The sequence below is a fragment of the Spirosoma migulaei genome (assembly GCF_054776855.1).
On record NZ_BAAHBG010000013.1, the window covers coordinates 54427 to 74888 of the forward strand.

Genomic DNA, 20462 nt, shown 5'->3' on the forward strand with positions numbered 1-20462 from the left:
AACAAACCGCTACAAAACGTACCTATGACTACCTATACGCAACAGTTGGAAGACTTTATTCAGGATGTGCTGATTACTATACACGCCAATATTCGCGATCTGGAAGAGAAACGGACTTTTGCCGATCCTGAAGAACACAATTACATTGATGGCCGACTGTTTAGTTACGTGGAGATGCTGGCTATCCTGCGAGCCTCTGCGCGGGACACAGGTCTTGATCCGAAGCAGTTAGGATTTTAAATGACTGGTGATAAGTACTCAGACAAATAAATTTTCGTCAATTAGTTCTTACCGCACTGCGGCTCCTCCTATTTTGCCTTCGCTGCCTACTAACCTACAGCCCGGTAGTTTGCCATTTTTTACCGTTCAGTAAGCGGTAGTATAGGCTTTATGTATGAATACGTCATTTTTGCGCCTGGGTGCTTTCAGTAGCGCGGAAACAGTTCAGAAGTCTTAGTTACCATTCACAGATGTTTGCGTATAGTTTCTTTTTTATAACGGCCATTTTTTACATTGGCCTGGGGTTGTTTACTGCGTCAAAACCCACACTGGTTGGCGACAGTGCCATGGGTTATGGTCTGGGCCTGGCATTTTTGGGTGTCGGTTTTGCGATAAGCAGTTTGGTACTGACAATTAGTGTTCATGCGAAAGGTGGATTTGACTGGGTTGGGCAAGAAACGGGTATACGCACAACGCTGGTCATTTTATCCTGGCTGCTGGTAGTGTTAGCAACGTTCTTTTGTGCGGCTTTCAAATGGGAATGGCATACTGACACCGTATATCCCCAGTTTTTACATTGGTTAGCCGTACACTATGGCCAATTGTGGATACCCTTACTATGGCTGACGGCGTGTTTTTTCTCACTGAATGCAGGCTTACAATTGACCGTTTCACCCCATGCGTTTACCATTCCGTTTTGGGTGGGTTTGGGTAGTAGTGCCGTGTTTTGTACGGGCTTACTTGTTGGCTATTTCCGGGATACATTAAAGACTGTTGAGACCGAAGTGGCCAGCCAAAACAGACAGCAAGACGAGTGGCACCAGAAAAATTTAGAGACGATTGCCGCTCATAAACCCGAAGACCCTATTTTCAATCTCCTGAGCTATTCAACTCAATACCGACCTGAAGATATAAAGCGGGCTGCGCTCGCCAAAATTAAAGCTAAGCCAAAATGGGAAGCCGAACTTCTGGAGTTGCTAACGAATAAAAATACTTATCAGGAAGTGTATTATTTCCTGGATGGCAATCGGGTGGAGCATCCTGAGCAGTTTGCCGAACCGCTGAACCAAAGTATTTTATGGTTATCGGCAACTATAAAAGATGATATTGAGGATAGTAATAACTTACAACACTGGAGTTTTGATATGTACGGAATAGATCGACTATTAAGAGCTATTGACGATCAGTTTCTGGATCAGCGTGTTGATTTTTACCCAAATGTGGTCAGGCTAAAACAAGCGCTGGATACCCCACCACCTGAGCGATTTAAAGGGGTTCGTTTTTCTATAACCGGAGTAGTGAATACGTGGCTGAAAGAGCATAAAAAGATTAACTAGCCGGTTCAGGGCTGGTTAAGTAAAACTCCCCGAATAGCTAGACGGGTACGCCTGACCATTCGGAGAGTTTTTATCGTAATTTTCGTCACTTATTTCTTGCCTTTCTTCGGCTTATCCTCTTTTGCTTTCTCGGCTTTAGGTGCCTTTTCAGCTTTAGGCGCTTCTTCCGTTTTAGCACCTTTCGTCGACTTTGTTTCTTTAGCTGGAGTTACTGGCTCCTGACTCATCACCGATCCACGCACGAACGTTCCCCAGGTTAGATTATTTGTCCCTTTCTGTGCTTTTTTAGCCCGATCAATGGCCATATTGGCAGCTGCTTCCACTACCCAATCAAAATTTGCCTGTCCAACCGAATGTACGTCGGCATCAGGAGCGGGATTACAGAAGTCAATCGCGATGGGGATGCCATCACGTACCGCAAACTCAACCGTGTTGAAATCATACCCAAGGCCATGATTTAATTTCAGTACATAGTCGGTCATAGTGGCCAGTAATTTCTTACCTGCATCGCCGGTGGTTTGCATCTGGGCAGCATAGCGTAGGTGATGCGGGTTACGTGGTTCGTAGGGCATAATGAGCACATCTTTACCACCAATGCAGTAGCACCGGAAATAATCGGTAAAATCAATGGCTTCCTGATACAGCATGACTAACTGGCCCGTTTCGTCATAGGCTTTAAACATCTGCTCGGGGTTGTCTACTTTATAGACACTTTTCCAGCCACCTCCGGCATGGGGTTTCATAAAGGCAGGGAAGCCAATGTGCTGAAAAATTCCATCCCAGTTCATGTGCTTCAGATTGCGGAACGAGTTATGATTGGTATCGTCAGGCCGTTCCTTTGAGGGCAGTAAAATGGTCTTAGGAACCGGAACACCAAGTTGAACGGCCAGCGCATTGTTAAAAAACTTCTCGTCGGCACTCCACCAGAAAGGATTGTTGACAACGGCCGTACCCGTCAGTGCTGCATTTTTAAGAAAGGCCTTGTAAAACGGCACATCCTGGGAAATACGGTCGATAATAACCGCGTAATCTGTAGGGACGCTTTGCTCAACCTGATCAATACTAACAAACTCAGCCAGAAATGTACTTTGCTTTTCGTTTACTCGATCAACAAACGCTTGCGGAAACGTATTTTCCTGGCCAAAGAGAATACCTATTTTTGATTTTGTGCTCATAATGAATTAGTTAAGTGCTGAGTAAAGCAATGTTGATAAAATGATAGATGACCAACCTGATAGGTTGATACTCAATTAACCGGAGCAAGTTGCAGTTGTTAGGCCAGAAAAACAAAAAGCCCTGTTAGAGATAACAGGGCTTTTTGTGGAATTTGACTACCGTCAATTATACAATAATGAGCAGACATAGCTGCTCAAAACGAGCCCGTGATCATTATGCCGTTGGACATACATATGCAAACCATTCGCCGTTGGGCGAAAATTTGGACGGACTAGTGTAAATGTTAGCATAACACAACTTTGAGTTTAAGGTGAGATTGTATACTAAATTCAATAAGTGGAACTATTTAATGCTACTAAGTTAGGTAAATTGATTAAAAAAATAGATATAAATAGAGCTGAAGTTTATAATAAATTTTTTAAATGGTGTTCTAGATGAACAATATAATCTTCAATGAGCCAGCCTAATGATTTTTGTTCTATAAAGTCACTGAATTGTTTAATTTGAATCTGTAAGTCTAGAATCTCGGCCGGAATTGCTTCTACAACCGCTAAAATCTGCGTGTTTAAACTAGCCCAAAGTGTTAGTAAGTGGGAGAGGGGGAGGCTCTGGTATTGATTGACAACAACTAATTGATCCTGCTGGTAGGGTTGAATCAAATACGGACCATCGGCAAATTGCGCATCGGTAAATCGCTTCAGGTTATTAATAGCAGAGTCAATCAAATGCCCAAGGATCTGTTTTCGAGACCATTTGCCAGGGGCATGTTGTGTGAGTTCGTGTTCCGACAGGGTTGTCAGATGGGCAGGCACTTCGACAAGATGGTTGCGAAGGCGACTGAGGGCATTCATAGAGAGGATGTATGATGTATGATATTGGATATATGGTGTAGGGTTGCGATAAATACATCTTACATCCAGTATCATACATCTTTTAATCAAATCATACTTAAATACCGTGGAAACTGGTCTTTCCAGACTGGCCAGTCATGGTTACCCCAAGGCGTTACGTCTAGTTGGTGACGGATACCTTTACGGCTCAAAATACCTGACATCTGGTAGTTGTCGTCTTTGCAGAAGTCATACTCCGAAGTGCCCAGTACAATATTCATGCGATGAAACTCATTATTCTGAGCATTGGGCATGAAATCGGGTGGATTATTGAAATAAACGTTATCATCATAATACCCACTCAGGAAGGATCGGATATTGAAGGCTGCTCCCATGGTTAGCAAATGCCCTACCTGTTCTGGATGCCGGAATGCAAAGTTCAGGGCATGATACCCTCCGAAAGAAGCGCCTGACACCCCAATTTTCTGAACATTACACTCCCGCTGAATGCCCGGCACCAATTCTTCATGCAGAAACCGGTCATATAGAACGTGATTCCAGATACGGGCACCAGGGTGGAGGTGTTTCGCATACCAGCTATCGCGATCTATGCTGTCAATGCAGTACAGCTTTACCTTGCCCGATTCAACGAACCAACGGGCTGTTTCGGTTAAACCGAAGTCTTTATATTCATAATAATGGCCCATAGAGGTTGGAAATAGCAAAATGGGATAACCCCAGTTGCCATACACCAACATCTCAATATCCCGGCCGAGATGATGCGAATACCATTTGCGATAATCTTCCTGCACGATGCTGTCTGGTTGATGAAAACGTTGAAAATTTCGGTTGAAAATAGAACAAATAGGCGGCTCTGACAAAAAAGACCGGGCCATGAATCGAAAAAAATACCTACTTTGTCGTTTGTGAAGATTATACTTTTGTTTCTTTTTGTGCTTATGGCTGACCTTATACCAGCTCAAACGTGCGCCGAACCACCCACCGTAACAGTCCGGCCTGACGATTCATTATACTCTGTTCCACTCAACCGAATCGTTCATTTAGATATCCTGTTACCACCTGGTTATCATGCGTCTACTAAAACGTACCCAATTCTATACCTCAACGATGGGCAGGATTTAGGACGGCTGAAAATGACGGCTATATTGGATTCGCTCTATCAGAAGCGAGCTATTCAGCCATTTGTGCTCGTAGCCATTCACGCAGGCGATCGGATTCAGGAGTATGGAACAGCCGCGCAGGCCGATTATATGAACCGGGGCAGCAAAGCAGGTTTATATACCGATTTTGTGCTAACTGAGTTGATTCCGTACATCAAAAAACAATACGCTGTCAGCACAAACCCCGCACAGGCAGTATTTGCCGGATTCTCGCTGGGAGGTTTATCGGCCTTCGATATTGTCTTTCACCACCCCGACCGATTTTCCAGGGCAGGCGTATTTTCAGGTTCGTTCTGGTGGCGTAGCAAAAGTACGGCCGATGGCTACCGCGACGAAACTGACCGGATTATGCACGATCTCGTTCGAAAAGGGAACTTCCATAAACAACTCAAATTCTGGTTTGAAACCGGAACCGAGGATGAAACGAGTGACCGAAACAACAACGGCATCATCGACTCCATCGACGATACCATCGATCTAATTGATGAGCTGGTTAAAAAAGGCTACCCCTATAACGCCAACGATTCTCGATCATCTGACATTCGTTACGTTGAAATCAACGGCGGAAAACATAATCAGGAAACCTGGAGTGCAATTATGCCAGATTTTCTGACATGGGCATTTCCGGCCCAATAGTTGACTTGATCGATATTGTGTGCAAATGAACAGCTAAACCCTTGCCCGATGAAAAACCTTTTGCTGCTGAAGACTTTTGCGATTGCGATTTTACTTGCCTGCAAAAGCCCTGATGTGGTCATACCGGATGCTAAAACGAATAGTGTCGTGGTGCCCAAACTTATCTGGTCTGACGAATTTAATGTGAATGGTCTACCCGACTCAACAAAATGGGGGTATGATGTAGGGGGCAACGGTTGGGGGAATAATGAACTCGAATACTATACCGCAAAACGACTTGAAAATGCCCGTATTGAAAATGGGAAACTCATTATCGAAGCTCGAAAAGAAGCCTATGAGGGTAAAAATTATACATCGGCCCGTCTGCTGACCCGGGGTAAAGTGGAGTGGAAACATGGCCGGATTGAGGCCTTGGCTAAGTTGCCTGCCGGGCGCGGTACCTGGCCCGCTATTTGGATGCTGGGTTCTGATATCTCGACAGTAGGCTGGCCACGCTCCGGCGAAATCGATATTATGGAACACGTTGGTTTCGATGAAGGCGTTGTTCACGGAACCATCCATACCGAAGCTTATAACCACGCTAAGAAAACGGAGAAAGGGAAAGCTATATCCATCAAGAATGTGTCAACCGCCTTTCATCTGTATGCCATAGAGTGGACGCCTGATCAGATCGATTTCTTTGTTGACGATCAGAAATACTATACTGTACAGAAATCGGTGTTGGGGAGCGAGGTAGCGCAATGGCCTTTCGAGCAGCCATTTTACCTGATCTTAAACGTAGCCGTAGGTGGTAACTGGGGAGGCCAGAAAGGTGTTGACGAAAGCATCTGGCCGCAGCGTATGGAAGTAGATTATGTACGCGTGTATCAGTAGGGTTGGGGCGGGCGTTTTCGCCGACGAAACCACCACCAGACACTGCCTAAGGCAATAATAATCAGGCCAATACTCCAGACACCCAGCTTCGGACTCGTTTGTAGTGGAGTAGTATTGCCAACCAGTAGCAGCCCTGCCCACCGATTCGGCAACTGACCTGATAAATCAACGTTGGCTAAGTAATCGAGTTTGGCTTGCTGAAGGGCGAGGTCTTTAGGCAGTCCCTCGGCTAGTTTGGCGTAGAACCGTTCGGTCAGGTCATACGTGGCCTGGCTCTCTACATTCCATAGGGTAGTGAGTATGCTTGGAACGCCCAGTGAAGCAAAGCCACGAGCCAGACTGAATACGCCCTCGCCCCGCTGGTGGGCACCTACCCCGGTTTTACAGGCCGATAGCCCCACTAATTCAACAGGAAGTAATTCGGCGCTTGTCAATTCTGACAGCCGAAGTATCGAGTCGGTGAAGAACAGTGCTGGTTCAAGTCCGGTGCTATCAGCTTCGGCATGGGTGAAGAGCTGAATAACTTGATGATCACGAATCTGTTGCCCGAATGCCTGCCGGGTAGCATCATGCCCAGTAAGTAGGCTGGCCGACGAAAACCGATTGCCAATTCGGGCAAGGGTCGCATCGGACCCAGCCAGCGGTACCTGATTCAGGTTGGCCGAAAACTGAACGGGAGCCATTCCCAGAAACGACTGTGATCGACCGAACCAATGCCCTGACTGAGAGCGCATTTCCTTGAAGAGCTGATTTAGCGAATAAGCGTAACTAAAAGCATATTGGTGAATTAGAAAATCGGGTCGACTGGCCGATGTGCTTAAGGCCTCAAATGGTAGCAACACGCCATCAGGCGATACAATAACGCGCCCTGGCACGAGGGCTAACGGTTTTAGTAACTGCTGGTAGAGTTGGTTGGATACCGTTAGGTAATGCGTAAACTGTTTATTCTGTGCTTCGGAACTGGCATTTAGTGCCAGAAGTTCGCTGGCCTGTTTTGTGTAGACTGCTGCTGACAGGTGTATCAGTTTTGTGCTGCCTGGGGTGACCCCCAGTGCATACAAACTGCTGTCACCCAAGAAATAGGTTACCAAGGATGCCTTTTGATCCGCCAGATGCTGCTGTACTTGTGTGAGTGAAATTACATCATTGTTGTATTTATAGCGGTAATAGGCTGGATTGGTGCGCTCTACTTGATGAACAAATGTTTCCTGTGCTTCCTGTGTGCTATGCAGACTATCGAGTGCTTTTGTGTAGGCGGTTGTACCTGATTTTTCACTGGCTAGTTTTGCCTGCCAGTCTACTGATTGCTGCCTAAGTTTCTGTTCTTCAGTTGCCTGATTGGGGGTGAGTTGGCGATTCGCACCTAATTCGTTCAGTTTGTCATTGAGCAGGACCGCCCGGCTTTTTTCGATGAACCGAAATGCACTGGTGGCATCATGGAGCAGGAAACAGGTTTCAATCGCTGATTCATAAAGCCGATGTGTTTTGTCACGCCAGAATAGCTTTGATTGTTGACCGGTATGTTCCCAACGCATAAACTCGATCATAGAATCGGCTAAGGCATAGGTTTTCTGGGCATTTCGGAGCCGGTCGGGATTATTGCCTGTGCTTTTGGCCCATTCGAGCCAGGTATCGGCTTTGTCCTGGACAAGAAGAAGTAGTGAATTTTTTTGGGCTACCTGGCGTATCTTACGTGCGTCAGGTAGCGAACCCATAGTAGCACCTTTATAGTCAGGTAATAACGAATTGAATCCCTGCTGATAGAGTCGGTATGCCCGAGAATAGTCGCCAAGTTTTGCATATGTTAACCCTAGGCGATCGAGAAGGTTAATTTTGCTGAATTGACTTTTGTCGATAGTTAGCCCTTGCTGATAATAGTAAATAGCTTTTTGGTAATTTTTATCCTTAAAGTAGTGATGCCCAATGCTGTTTAAAAAGTCAGAAAGATTGGCATGCTGATTTTTTTTTGCAATCTGATAAGCTATTTCTAATTCTTTTAATTCGTTGGCAGGCTGGCCAAGGGCACGTAGAATAGTACCTAAGAGCCGATGCTGATTGGCCACCGAAAACCAAAGCTGGGGATAATTTTGAAGCAAAGAAATTGCTTTTTCGACAGCGAGCTGTGCTTCCTGATAGCGATGTAATTCGCTCAATACCTGCGCTTTTTGCTCCCAGATTTTAGCTGAAGTTATTGTATCGTTGACTGACAGGGCCAAATTACCTCCTACATCAGCATGAAGCAATGCACGCTCAAAATCACCCTTGAGCAAATAGGCGTAGATTAGATATAAATGACTATTGGCTACAAAACGTTTAGCCTCCTTATTATCCTTGCCAAGCTTAATGGCGCGCTGGAGAAAATATATCGCTTTAGCGCTATTGTCATTGCTGCTATAGTAAACGCCGATCCGATAATAGACTTTGACTAGATCGCTCGCTTTGAGTGCCGGATGAGACTGCCTGTACAGGGGTAGGACCAAGTTGGTTGTGGCTATCGCCTGCGGATATTTCCCCTCATAAAATTCAGCTAGTCCTAGTTGAATAAGTGCGCTTGCATAGGTTGAGTCCGTTGCCGGATAGCATTTTTTCCAATTAATTAACCAATTGTGCAGAGCAGATTGTTGCTGATTAACGGGTTGCCTGGCTGATATTTTTTGTAATAACTCATAAAAAGAACTTCTTTCGGGGCATTGCGCCCTGCTGGATGCCCCGAAAGAAGTACACAAAATGAGTAACCAACCCCAGCGAATCATATAAATTTCTAGGTGTAGTGAATGAGCCGACCTTCCTGAATTCCATCGTGCTCAATAGTACCAGTAAACGTTAGATCTGCCAGCGCCTGTGCTCTGGTAGCTGTCGGATTATTTTTTAGATAGGCAGCCAGTTTGGCCGAAAACAAGGCGGCAGTAAATGATGTAGCATGCAAATCTGGGCTTTTAGTCGCATACTTAAAGACATGATCAAAAGGCCCTACTACACCTACATTGACAAAATCTTTTGAGTAATTATGAATTGCTTCATAAGAAGCTGGCACAATAGTAAAAGCACGCCATGGTATATTCAGCGTATTAAGAATGGCTGTGTGCTTTTGAGGGGTTAAGGGCCAAACTATATGTTGGCGTTTTTTCGATAATCGATGAATGATTTTATAGGATACCACATGAACGCTTGTGACCGTAATTACATTTAATCCCTTATCGTTACTGAAACAAGCTGGAAACAAGTTTAACTCTTGATTGTCCATTGGAACAAAACCAGGAGTAAAGTTTACAATTAGTTCCTTACCTCTGTTTCCCGCTGCTGCTATTGCCCAAATACCCCTATTGTTAAGGCAAACAAATTTATTACGTAAAATAGAATAAGATTCCTGATGCAAAATCCCGGCGAAACTTAAATTGACTACCTTGATTGAAGGACATACCTGGTGGCAATCTAATACATACGTAAGCCCACATAGTACATCAAATAGGGTTCCATTGCCTCCCTGGTTAAAAACCTTTACGGGTAATATTGCCGTAGTCGAATCAAGGTTATAAGTAGTTAGTGTATCCTCCTGATAAACAGTATACGTATTGCTTTTTTGATTAATAAGGGCAGAAATCGTGGTCCCATGACGACCTTTCATCTCATGCTTGTCCTTATATACTTTATGGAGCAAATGATCATCGTAGGGAGATTTCTTAATATCGTTCTTGGTAATTGAAGTAAGAGGGGTATACTCTGTAACGTCTATATAAGGACGGTCTTCTGCAACATTTGCCCGCTTAGATTCTTTACTTGCTCGCAAATACTCTGTCACAGAGCAGTAACCTTTTTTATACTGGTCGTTTCTTGGAACTTCAGCTAGTTTAAGTTTTCTGTTAGAACCAGTTAGAGGGGGATACTCATTGGTAACCGTTATGTTTAGTCTACCATTGGCCCGTGAATGATATTCAAACGAGGTTTTTATGCCAGTATCAACCACTGCAATTACAGGATCTGAGCTTGTGCTAAATTGAATATCTCCTTCGGGAGAGCCAGCACTAAAATCAGTTGTCCGTACACTAAAACCATCTGGAGTTGTGTCTTCGAGCGCAGCAGTAACAGGAGGGCCAGGTTGGCTATAAGGTGGGTCTTGTATGACAAGATTATCCGTTTGTGATGATAAGACAATGTCTGAGTGGTCAAAACGGCCAAAAGCTGGATTCTGTTTTTTCCATTCGATCAACACCGTAACAGTAGGTTCGCCATATTCATCATCAGGGTTATCAAATTCGCAAACGCGCAGTACACGCACATCAATGAGACGTGGAGCTTCTCCGTAAGGAAAAAAAGTTATCGGAGCGGTATTGCCTTCTGCCGAAAAGTCTGAGCTACTTTTCTTTACAATCAGAATTTTCTGATAAGGAATCGCATATACATTCTTAAATTTAGGAATAGATTCCACTGGAGCCCATTGACCTAAGAGCTTCCTCACTTGAAGCCATTTTTCATCAGGAGTATCGGCGACGGAATCAGGTATTGGTTTGGTTTTTCCAAGAATGTCAATTGGGTCTTTTATTTTGATAGTAATCTTTGTTGGGTCTCCAATCGGTAAACCAGGAATAAGAGGTTTCTGAAATTCATTCAGAATACTGAAGGATAGATTTTTTGCCATGGTGTAGAGTGGTTAACGTAGGTTTATAATTTTTCAATTAGCTCTTTAGCCCCCTTTCTGCCTTCCAGATTCTGATCGATTACCGTTTGCAGCAATTGCCGGGCGGTTACTTTATCCGTTGGCTGGCTTCGTTTTAAATAGGCCAGCGCTTCGTAGAACAGGCCGGGGTTTGCCCGTAATTCAGTGCGTTGACCCAGACGATGGAACTGCACAATGGCTTGGTCGTAATTTTCTTGCCGGAGGGAAACAAGACCTGCTATTTTTAGGAAGTCGGAGTTGGTAGAGTCGCGCGTTAGCTTAGCTAGTACAATGGCTTCAGCAGCATCAAATTGGCCTTCATTGTACGCTTGCGAGGCTAGTTGCAGACTATCAGGCTGGCTACCCATCGTTACAGATAGGGTGGTCAGGTGATCCTGGATGTACTGGTTGGCCAGTTGTTTGGTAGAGGGTTGGGGCCAGAACAAAAAGAACCCCAGTACTAACAGCACACAGGCAGCTGCTGCATACGCAATAGGCATCCATACCCGGCGACTGGCCTGAGCTTCCTGTTGTTGCAAGGCAGCCCATTCTGTCTTTCGTTGATCCAGCGCTTCGGAGCGGGCCATCTGCTTGGCCTGCACATAAAATGAAACGGCTTCGGCCAGATCAGGATCGGCCACAATCTGCTGCTCGAAACGTGTTTTTTCGACATCTGGTAACTGACCCGCAAAATAGTTTTCAATCGTTTCCAGGTCGTTCATTTTTTCGTCAGATTATAAGCTTCCCGCAACCGCTCCAGGCACCGAAGCCGACTGGTTTTGGCGACCGAAGATGTATTGTAACCCATTCGTTGCGCTATTTCTTCGTCGGAATAACCTTCTCCCCAGGCTAATAGCATTTGCTGACACTTATCGCCAAGATTACGTAACTGTTGATGAAGCCGCTCCTGCTCAGCCTGCTCCATCAACTGCTGGACAACCGATCGGGCCGGGTCGGGTAGTTGTAGGAGTGTATCGTCGAGTGAAACAGCGTTGTGTACCTGCTGCCGATTAGTCGTTTTTTTTCGGATTAGGTCAACACATTTATTTGTAAAAATCTGATAGAGATACGTTTTGAGCTCGGACTTGCCTTCAAAACGCCCATTGCCAATGTGCTCTATTACGGCTAATACCGCGTCCGCGTAGGCTGTAGCGCAGTCATCCTCGGAGAGTTGGTGTTTTCGTACACCACTACGAATAAAAGAGAGGTATTTTGTATAAAGTCGGTTTTCGGCGGAGGTACGGGTCAATCCACCCAGGCGTATCCCAGCGATAATGTCGGTATCCGGCAAGTGTCTGGAAAAAAGGCTCATAGCGTGGATTTTGCGGCTGTAAAGTACAAGAAAATTAGGGTTTTCAAAAAAAAATCAGAAGAAGTGTTTCCGGCAATTCCCAAAGCGCGACTAACAGAACAGAGTCAATTAAAAGCAAAGCTTTCCGCTACTATTCCACCTCTTTATGAAAATGCATACAATAACGATCCGATTTTTGGTGAAAAATCAACGCAGACTCCATGTTATCCTGTTGTTTATGTTGATTGGTAACTTGTTCTCTGCTTGTAAACAGGAAGAGACTACCCCTGTAACCCCCGACCCGCTTGCCAATGCAGCAGGCACGTAAACCGGGTCAATGGCCGATAATGGTAAAATCACTCAGGGAGTTAAAGCTACCGTAACAACAACAAAAGATAGTTATGGTAAACTCTACATTTCGTCCGTCGGATTTTCGGGTACGAATTACCAATTGGTATTGACCGGAAATTGTTCTGGCTGTCTTGCTGCGAAACAGAATGGATATGATTACCGCGACGATCAGGCATCTGCCGATGGAAAAACACTGAATGTGCGTGGGCGATATGCACCAACCGGTTACTGGGACCTTTCCTCAACAATATACCGTGACTTTTCTTTCACCGGTACCCGCTGAAGTAAAAAAGCGGATTCCTGATCAGGTGTTTGGGATAGCATCTGGCTGTCGTATATGGGTCACGTGTTAGTAATGGGACAGAGCTTGTCTATGACTTAACGGGGATGACCTCGGCCCAGGTTACTGGTTCTGCTTTCTTTACCTATGTCAGAACGGATGTGCCTAATGCCGTATGGATTTCGTTGCCAGGAACCAATCTTTTTTCAGGGCGAACCTACAATGTCGCTGTTAATTCAAGTACCATACGCTTGTACATCAACCGGACATCGGGAACCGGGTCAGAAACATTCACACCTACTTGAGTGGTCGTTATTCCTGTTAATGATCTCAGAAACGGCCGTAAAGCCGCTGTTGACTACACCGACTACGAGACTGTAAAAGCATTCTATCATTTGCCTGATTGATACTCCACAGAAAGCGAGCCTGATTTTTCAACAGCTTTTTTATAAGTCTTAACCCTACCTATTTCTACATTTTCATGGAAACGAATGTACTTTCTTACTCTTTCCAGAGCACAACGCTGGCTAATTCAAACGGTAGTATGGTGGCAGCCGCAACCAATTTACTACAGGTAGCAGGCCCAGGTAATTCACGTTTAGGTGAGCGCTCCCAAGCTCTGCGGTTTAGGGTAGGATCCCGGGCTTCGGTAACGGTTTCCCCAGGGAGTATTAATCCACAACAATTCTGTGTTCGTGTGTTGTTTAAAGTAACTGCTTCGGTTAGTGGGCGGCAGAATCTGATTGAATCAACAGCGTTACCATTTGCTGTTTTTCTGGAGCCGGGACAAGCGCCAAATCCGTTTAACATTGTTGCAGCCATTCAAGATACAACTGTAGGCTGGGCATATGCCAGTACAGTTAATCGCCTTACGCTAGCACTTAATCAGTGGTATCTGGTTGACGTTATTTACGACCTGGATACACTGGCCGTGCTGGTTGACGGAACTGTATTGGCTGTAACCGCTTTCCCTAATGGTAATATAGCAGGTGGCAGTGGAGACCGGGTTTTTATAGGAACTTGGGTTGATGGGGTTCGCTATCAATTTCTGGGTGACATGGCTGGGTTAGAACTCTACTCGGGTATTCCGATGGCCTTGGAAGCGCTGCTTGATGCCAGACGAACTTCGCCCGAATGGTTCCTTACATTAAAATACAATGCAATTCGACTTCAGTTGAATATGGGAGGCCGTACTGCCGATTTCTATTACGATGCGGCCAGCCGGTGTGTAGTCCAACCCTTTGAGCATGGTCAGATTATGTTCAATTCGTTGGTAGGTGCGGCCTTTGACATTTATGGCGCTATTTATGAACTCTATAAAAACGACGCCAATTTACGCTATGCGCTAGGGCCAATAGTGAGTGATGAAATCAACGGAGCGCAGCCTGGAAGCCGAAAAAATTACTTTGAAAAAGGAGCCATTTATTGGTCGGCGGGTACGGGAGCACAACCCGTGACCGGTCAATTGTATCTGGATTACGAAGTTCTGGGCGAAGGACGATCCGCTATAGGTTTGCCAATTCGCAAAGCAGAGTTCATTCGTGATGGGGTACAGCAAACATTTCAGTCCGGTAAGATGTATGCCAAAGATGGGCTATCTAATGCCTTTGAAGTTCACGGAGATATTCTTGCCAAATTTGAAGCAACGGGTGGTATAGAACGGTGGGGCTACCCGGTTTCTCATGAATCGGATGTTCGGCAGGGAAATTCCGTGATCGGTAAATTCAGCAGTTTTGAGAACTGCACAATTTACTGGAGTCCGGCTACAGGGGCACACGTTGTTTATGGTGATATTCGGGAGACCTACCGTAATCAACTCCAAGGGCCATTGGGGCAGTTGGGGTTTCCAATTTCATCAGAAGAAGATATTCCTGGTGTGGAGGGCCCAGCCCGGTACAACACCTTTGAGAACGGGTGTATAACCTGGTTTAATGGGGAAATTCACGTCTGCTATCCGTTTAAAATTGCGCTGGGGAGCCTCGATACGAAAGAAGAAGATCGGGATTGGGCACCAATTGTAGGTGATTTGGATGGTCAAAATGATATTTATGCGCAACTCAAGATCAGTACGAATGGACGTACCGTTTTTGAGCGAAAGATTCCGGAAGGAACCACACATTACCCGAGCGCCAATCGGTTCGATATGAATTACACGATCCCATACAGGATCGTACCAAACGACCCAAATGCGCAGCTAAAATTTGAGACAGTTATCTGGGAAACCGATTCTGGAAACATCTTTGGAGGAGGAAACACGCAGCTTGGGACGCTAAGCAAAAATCTCTCAATCAGTAACGCATGGGGATTACGGGAAAGTAGAGACGGGCTTTTTTCGGCTGGCGCCATTGGGCCCTGGGTAAATGACCTCCGTTGGTCGATTAAGCCGGAGCAACTTCCTAATGCCCCCCGTGACTTTTTTGGGGTATCAAATACAGCAACACCAACGGTTGATTCGCATGAGTATGCGGAAGCGTTTTCAGACGTAGATCCCGATTTTGAGATTGGGCTGGATCTGGGTTTTATTGACAATGGTCTTAAGGCGCTCTATTATGAGTTATTTGTAAAAGGAGCTGCCAGCAAGGGAAATTGTTTTGGTATGTCTCTGGAAGCAATCTATGCTCAGAAAGGCAACAGCCGCCTTGGCGCTCCACTTAAACGGTTTACAAACTGGAACTCCGTTGAGAACGACTTCAATGTAAAGCACATTTATCAATGTGGGGCCGACCAGATTTACTGGTTTGTAGGTCAGTTCTTATCCGGTAGAACACACGATCCTGTTTCGGTATTTAATCAGTCGTGGGATTGTTTTAACCGGGGTATGGACCCGGTGATCTCATTGGCCCAAAATTATGACTTTACGGGAGCACCTCATTGTATTCTACCCATTGAGTGGCGCCGACCGGCTACCGGGAATTGGGAAATCCGTTGTTTTGACCCCAATTTTCAGAATTTCATCCAAACGATTTACATTGATCCGGCGGCTAATACGTTCCGATATTCGGCGGGGAATACGTATACAGGTGGGGCATGGAACGGTGGTCGACTGCACTATACGCCATTTAGTGTATTGAACCACCGGACCCGAACCCCTATGTCTGATCTGTTCTCACTTTTTAAGGGAGCACTTCTAGTTTTTGTTGGCGATGCCGCTACTACCGTATCTCTTACAGATGAATCAGGTAAGGATATAAATGGCGTCAATGATACATCTGGGCAGATAAAATCACTTAAAAATAAGTTTGTGTCGTATAAAGGCACCTATGGCTCCGGTGCCTTCCAGGGTGAGTTGTTTCTGCGGCAAATGGAGTCATCATCGGTTCGAAGATTGTTGCCTGCTGTTGCCAGCGAACAGGTCCTGACCAAGGTTGCGACTTTTTCCCGGAAAGATCTGTCTATACTGTCAAAACATGCTTCACTGGCGTTAAATGCGCCACTTAGCCAGGGCATTAGTACGATTGGATCTGTCGTAAACCCTCTTATGACTAGCCGGAATTTTACCCATAATTTCATTGGAAATAAAAATGGAAACCTGGCTTATTACCTGAAACAGCCCTTTATGGGCCTGCAATTGAGTAGTGCTATTTCGACAGGTGAGATCGGAAAAATTAACACCAGAGATTTTGGAACAATTGATAATCGGGTTCTTCTGGAAACCCAGCGGAATAAGCAGGTTATGCTGGAAGCATACAACCAATTAGGTGCCAAAGGTGATGTGCTACGTGTTTCAGTCACAGGCATTGCTGCTACCACAAATGCACCACTCGAAGTACATCTCGAACCAGGTTTACGACAGATTGACTTCATGGCAGGCGGTGACCCTGTTGAGGCTAAAATTACGGTTGAATCGATCAGTAACGGACAGAAAAGGCAAACTGCTTTCTCGTCCCGAATCGAAGGCCCCAGCCGGATTATTTTGACGGATGCAATGAATTCCGATCAGATAAAAATCGGAAAAATCGATTCGTTAATGGGTGGACTACATGATGCAAGAATCATACGGAATCACTAATCAGCAAACTCTCACAGCTATGAAACCGCAGGATTTATTTACACAAAAAGTGCCTTTTTATGTACTGCTAGTGTTTACAGTGGTACTCTCGCAGTGTGTTTGCTGCCCTCCTCTTTCGCGAGAAAAGGTCTCGTTTACAGGTTGTTGGCAAACAGAATATGCCAGATCAAGGGGGAAGGACGATCCTATCAAAGATGACATAATTAGGAGGGAAATACCGATGCAAATCAACGTGAATGCAGACGGTACTATCAGCGGTATATGATGGGATACTTTAGAAAATACAACGGGAACATTGACTGGGCAGGTAGAAGAAGGTAAACGGGTACGTGGAAAATGGGGCATTGAACCCGAGCGAGATATAGACTTTCGACTTGCTGAAAGCGGACTAACCTTTACAGGAGAGTATGGGCCTCCAACGGCCTGGGTTCGAGTCGACGTTTTTATTGGAACGGTACGAAAATTAGTAATTGCGACTGTCCCAATTCCATTTATACTAAGCCCAAGTCCTAACTGCATTGTACTTGTCGCTGCCGAAACGAAATTCTTAGTCGCTAGGAATCTATAGAAACGTTAAGCAAGACTTATCTAACTTAGATCCTATAGATTCTTTTGATTCTATCGTGTTGATAATCAATGCCAATAGGATCAAAAGAATTTATAGGATCTGCTAGAATCTATTTTACCAAAGCACTAGTGTAGGAGTGCTATTTTTTAGCTAAAATTACCAGGAAGCCTCGTTGATACTAGTAAATTCAGTATCTTACCTGCTGACAATCAACCTGAACTTCCTCATGAAATATCCGCTACTCATCTTACTTGGGTTGCTCTCCGTTGTTGCTATAGCCCAGCCAACTGTAGGCCCTGTTACCTTCTCGGTTACTTTCCCCGCAACACAGTCAACCCAGGCTATCGATGGACGCGTCTTGCTTATTCTAGCCAAAAACAATAAACCTGAACCCCGTCAGCAAGTCAGTGATGCAGTCGAAACGGCTCAATTATTCGGCATAGATGTCAATGGGCTGAAACCTGGACAAGCTACTATAGTCGATGCCAGCGCATTCGGTTATCCGAAACGAAGTTTGAAAGACCTTGTACCGGGCGATTACTATGTGCAGGCGGTTCTGCATAAGTATGAAACCTTCAAACGTAGTGATGGTCACACGGTTAAATTGCCGATGGATAGGGGAGAGGGTCAGAACTGGCGCACTGCTCCGGGCAATCTGTTCAGCAAGCCCCAGAAGATCAACATTAAATCAGGCGCGAAACAGTCGTTCGCTGTGGTGATGGATCAGGTAAACCCAGCCATTCCCGAACCGAAAGACACGAAATTTATTAAGCACATTAAAATCCAGAGTAAACGCCTGACCGAATTCTGGGGGCGCCCCATGTACGTAGGGGCCAATATTTTGCTACCCGCCGGATTCGATGAACATCCTGATAGCAAATACCCACTCTGCTTATTTCATGGCCATTTTCCTGCTGATTTCGATGGCTTTAGTGAAACGCCACCACCTGCCAATATGGATACGACTGATTACATCGAGCGGTTTCATATCCACGGATATAAGAAAATTGTGGCACAGGAAGCCTATGATTTCTATAAAAAATGGACAAGCAAGGAGTTTCCGCGCATGCTGATTGTCGAAATCCAGCATGCTAATCCGTATTACGATGATTCGTACGCGGTCAACTCCGAAAATCTCGGCCCCTATGGCGACGCCATTATGTATGAGCTCCTGCCCGAAATTGAAAAGCGGTTTAGAGGCATAGGGCAGGGGTGGGCACGATTTACTTATGGTGGTTCAACCGGTGGTTGGGAGGCTTTGGCTGCGCAGGTGTTTTATCCGGACGAGTTCAATGGCTGTTTTGTGGCTTGCCCTGACCCCATTGCGTTCGATGCCTATACGGTATTTAACCTGTATAAAGACAAAAACGCGTATTATTCTGAAGGGCCATTTCGACGGACACCGCGCCCTAGCCAGCGTAACTACCTGGGCCAGGTGAAGGTAACCATGGAGGAAACCAACCACCGCGAACTGGTGATCGGTACCCATAATCGCTCGGGCGATCAATTCGATATTTGGGAGGCCGTTTACTCGCCTGTTGGTGCAGACGGTTACCCCAAACGAGTCTGGAATAAACTAACTGGCGAAATTGATCCAACCGTTGCAGCTTATTGGCGTGAGCACTACGACCTGATGCATATTCTGAAGCGTGACTGGAAAACACTAGGTCCAAAAGTGGCCGGTAAGATTCATATTTACTGCGGAGACATGGATAATTATTATCTCAACAATGCAGTCTATTTGATGGAGGATTTTCTGAAAACTGTTAAAAATCCCTCGGCCGCTAGCGAAGTAGCCTATGGCGACCGGGCCGAGCATTGCTGGAATGGCGACCCTACGCAGCCCAATTACATTAGCCGATTACGCTACAATACGATGTACGTAGATAAAATCCTGAAACGTATCGAAGAGTCTGCACCAAAGGGAGCCGACTTAAAAAGCTGGCGGTATTGAATGAATAGGGTCCACCCGTGCGGATGAATAATGAATGATGTAGTGCTAGCGCCAGCATCATTCATCATTCATAATTCTTTTAGAAACGCCATCGTATCTACACCATCGGCATAATCGCTTAGGCCAGGACGTTGAGTTTGTCCAAACGAGACACTACCCGGATACCACGCATTTGCTGAGGCTACTACCTGAATCTGATGGGCATGACGGGTAAGCCAGGCTGATGCGTCGGCCTGCGTTTGATACGTCTGAAAGTACAAGACAGAAATAGGGGAGACCAATCCAGCATTTTCGGTTACCAATAAAAAGCCATTATCCAGATGGGGAACCCCATTGATGAGGTAAACGGACTTGTTGTAATCGTAGTTGTTCTGGTACTTATGGTTGTTCAGATAAATAGAAGCCTGTGGCTCCAGGGCTCTTAGCAACGGTATGAAGTCATAACCTTCCGGTACGAGTAAAGTCGATACGTTTCGGCAACCAAGCCCGTAATAATCTAAAATGTCATGGCCCAGTTTCAGGAATTCGTCTTCATGCTCCTCGCCCATCAGTAAGCCTACCGACGTCCGATTTTTACGAATAATATGCGGTTTTTTAGCAAAGTAGTATTCAAAATAACGAGCTGTATTATTACTGCCTGTAGCGATATAGGCATCGGCTGCATTCAGTCGTTCAGCTTCCTCAATCCAATTAGTAAATTCAGGATTAAGCTCTTTTAATTTTTGTATTAAATAGTGAATTAGTACAAAATCCTGTGTACTCAGCTTTGCCAGTAATTTATGGCCACTCATTAGCACACAGAGTAAATCATGGAAGCCAACAGCCGGAATATTACCGGCCATGACGACACCAATTAAACGGGGTGTAGCGTTCAGGGCAGCAGTTTGGTCGGGCTGATAGTGCTGGAACCAGGCTGTAAGTTTGTCGACTGACAGAAACTGGTCGGCAATGGCCCGTAACGCATTTAGGGAATTGTCGGGCGTAAAGAAGTTATTTTTGTGATGAGCCCGTTGGGCAATTTCCTCAAGTTCGGGTTGCGCACTGGCGGAGCGAAGAAAGTTGCCCAGGGCCACGAACGTTTGCAGGCGTTCTGATTGAAGCAT

The 20462-nt window shown here is 45.4% G+C and carries 16 protein-coding genes; 8 read left to right on the top strand and 8 right to left on the bottom strand.

Annotation, left to right across the window (positions count from 1 at the left end; translation table 11 throughout):
• The first annotated feature begins 24 nt into the window (after positions 1–24).
• Both ACYVGO_RS15895 and ACYVGO_RS15900 read left to right on the top strand, forming a co-directional pair.
• Complete coding sequence (locus ACYVGO_RS15895) at positions 25–240, top strand: hypothetical protein (protein ID WP_460970123.1); 216 nt, start codon at positions 25–27, stop codon at positions 238–240.
• 230 nt (positions 241–470) lie between these two features.
• The gene (locus tag ACYVGO_RS15900) at positions 471–1556 is read left to right on the top strand and encodes an inorganic phosphate transporter (RefSeq protein ID WP_460970125.1); all 1086 of its coding nucleotides are present in this window, start codon (positions 471–473) and stop codon (positions 1554–1556) included.
• A gap of 89 nt (positions 1557–1645) precedes the next feature.
• On the opposite strand, the gene ACYVGO_RS15905 is transcribed toward ACYVGO_RS15900, so the two are convergent.
• From ACYVGO_RS15905 to ACYVGO_RS15915, 3 genes are all read right to left on the bottom strand, one after another.
• A complete protein-coding gene (locus ACYVGO_RS15905; RefSeq protein ID WP_142772212.1) occupies positions 1646–2731 on the bottom strand; it encodes an ATP-grasp domain-containing protein in 1086 nt (361 codons plus the stop codon).
• A 405-nt stretch (positions 2732–3136) separates the two neighbouring features.
• Entirely contained in the window at positions 3137–3583 is a 447-nt protein-coding gene (locus ACYVGO_RS15910; RefSeq protein WP_460970126.1) for a DinB family protein, read from the bottom strand.
• 86 nt (positions 3584–3669) lie between these two features.
• Entirely contained in the window at positions 3670–4374 is a 705-nt protein-coding gene (locus ACYVGO_RS15915) for an esterase family protein (RefSeq protein ID WP_142772214.1), read from the bottom strand.
• A 147-nt stretch (positions 4375–4521) separates the two neighbouring features.
• Here ACYVGO_RS15915 and ACYVGO_RS15920 point away from each other — a divergent pair, with 147 nt between their 5' ends.
• A complete protein-coding gene (locus ACYVGO_RS15920) occupies positions 4522–5379 on the top strand; it encodes an alpha/beta hydrolase (RefSeq protein WP_460970127.1) in 858 nt (285 codons plus the stop codon).
• Positions 5380–5427: 48 nt separating this feature from the next.
• Complete coding sequence (locus tag ACYVGO_RS15925; RefSeq protein WP_460970128.1) at positions 5428–6252, top strand: glycoside hydrolase family 16 protein; 825 nt, start codon at positions 5428–5430, stop codon at positions 6250–6252.
• Here ACYVGO_RS15925 and ACYVGO_RS15930 read toward each other — a convergent pair.
• Genes ACYVGO_RS15930 through ACYVGO_RS15945 form a run of 4 tightly spaced genes read right to left on the bottom strand, consistent with a single transcriptional unit; the run spans position 6246 to position 12218 of the window.
• Positions 6246–9005, bottom strand: coding sequence for a CHAT domain-containing protein (locus ACYVGO_RS15930; protein ID WP_460970129.1), 2760 nt, complete (start codon positions 9003–9005; stop codon positions 6246–6248). The genes ACYVGO_RS15925 and ACYVGO_RS15930 overlap by 7 nt on opposite strands.
• Before the next feature lie 8 nt (positions 9006–9013).
• Positions 9014–10888: a S8 family serine peptidase gene (locus tag ACYVGO_RS15935; protein WP_460970130.1), complete on the bottom strand. Its 1875-nt coding sequence runs from the start codon at positions 10886–10888 to the stop codon at positions 9014–9016.
• Between the two features lie 23 nt (positions 10889–10911).
• Positions 10912–11628, bottom strand: coding sequence for a hypothetical protein (locus tag ACYVGO_RS15940; protein WP_460970131.1), 717 nt, complete (start codon positions 11626–11628; stop codon positions 10912–10914).
• On the bottom strand, positions 11625–12218 hold the full coding sequence (locus ACYVGO_RS15945) for an RNA polymerase sigma factor (protein WP_460970132.1): 594 nt from the start codon (positions 12216–12218) through the stop codon (positions 11625–11627). The genes ACYVGO_RS15940 and ACYVGO_RS15945 overlap by 4 nt, the downstream gene beginning before the upstream one ends.
• 3 nt (positions 12219–12221) lie before the next feature.
• Between ACYVGO_RS15945 and ACYVGO_RS15950 the strand changes: the two genes are divergently transcribed.
• From ACYVGO_RS15950 to ACYVGO_RS15965, 4 genes are all read left to right on the top strand, one after another.
• Positions 12222–12449 (top strand): hypothetical protein, encoded by a 228-nt coding sequence (locus ACYVGO_RS15950; protein ID WP_460970133.1) that lies wholly within the window; start codon positions 12222–12224, stop codon positions 12447–12449.
• A gap of 85 nt (positions 12450–12534) precedes the next feature.
• Positions 12535–12831 carry a hypothetical protein gene (locus ACYVGO_RS15955; RefSeq protein ID WP_460970134.1) on the top strand — a complete coding sequence of 99 codons (297 nt, stop codon included), beginning with the start codon at positions 12535–12537 and terminating at the stop codon, positions 12829–12831.
• Positions 12832–13309: 478 nt separating this feature from the next.
• Positions 13310–16837, top strand: a complete 3528-nt coding sequence (locus ACYVGO_RS15960) for a LamG-like jellyroll fold domain-containing protein (protein WP_460970135.1) — start codon at positions 13310–13312, stop codon at positions 16835–16837.
• A 794-nt stretch (positions 16838–17631) separates the two neighbouring features.
• A complete protein-coding gene (locus ACYVGO_RS15965; protein ID WP_460970136.1) occupies positions 17632–19359 on the top strand; it encodes an alpha/beta hydrolase in 1728 nt (575 codons plus the stop codon).
• Positions 19360–19427: 68 nt separating this feature from the next.
• Here ACYVGO_RS15965 and ACYVGO_RS15970 read toward each other — a convergent pair whose 3' ends face one another.
• Positions 19428–20462, bottom strand: a complete 1035-nt coding sequence (locus ACYVGO_RS15970; RefSeq protein ID WP_460970137.1) for an acyl-CoA reductase — start codon at positions 20460–20462, stop codon at positions 19428–19430.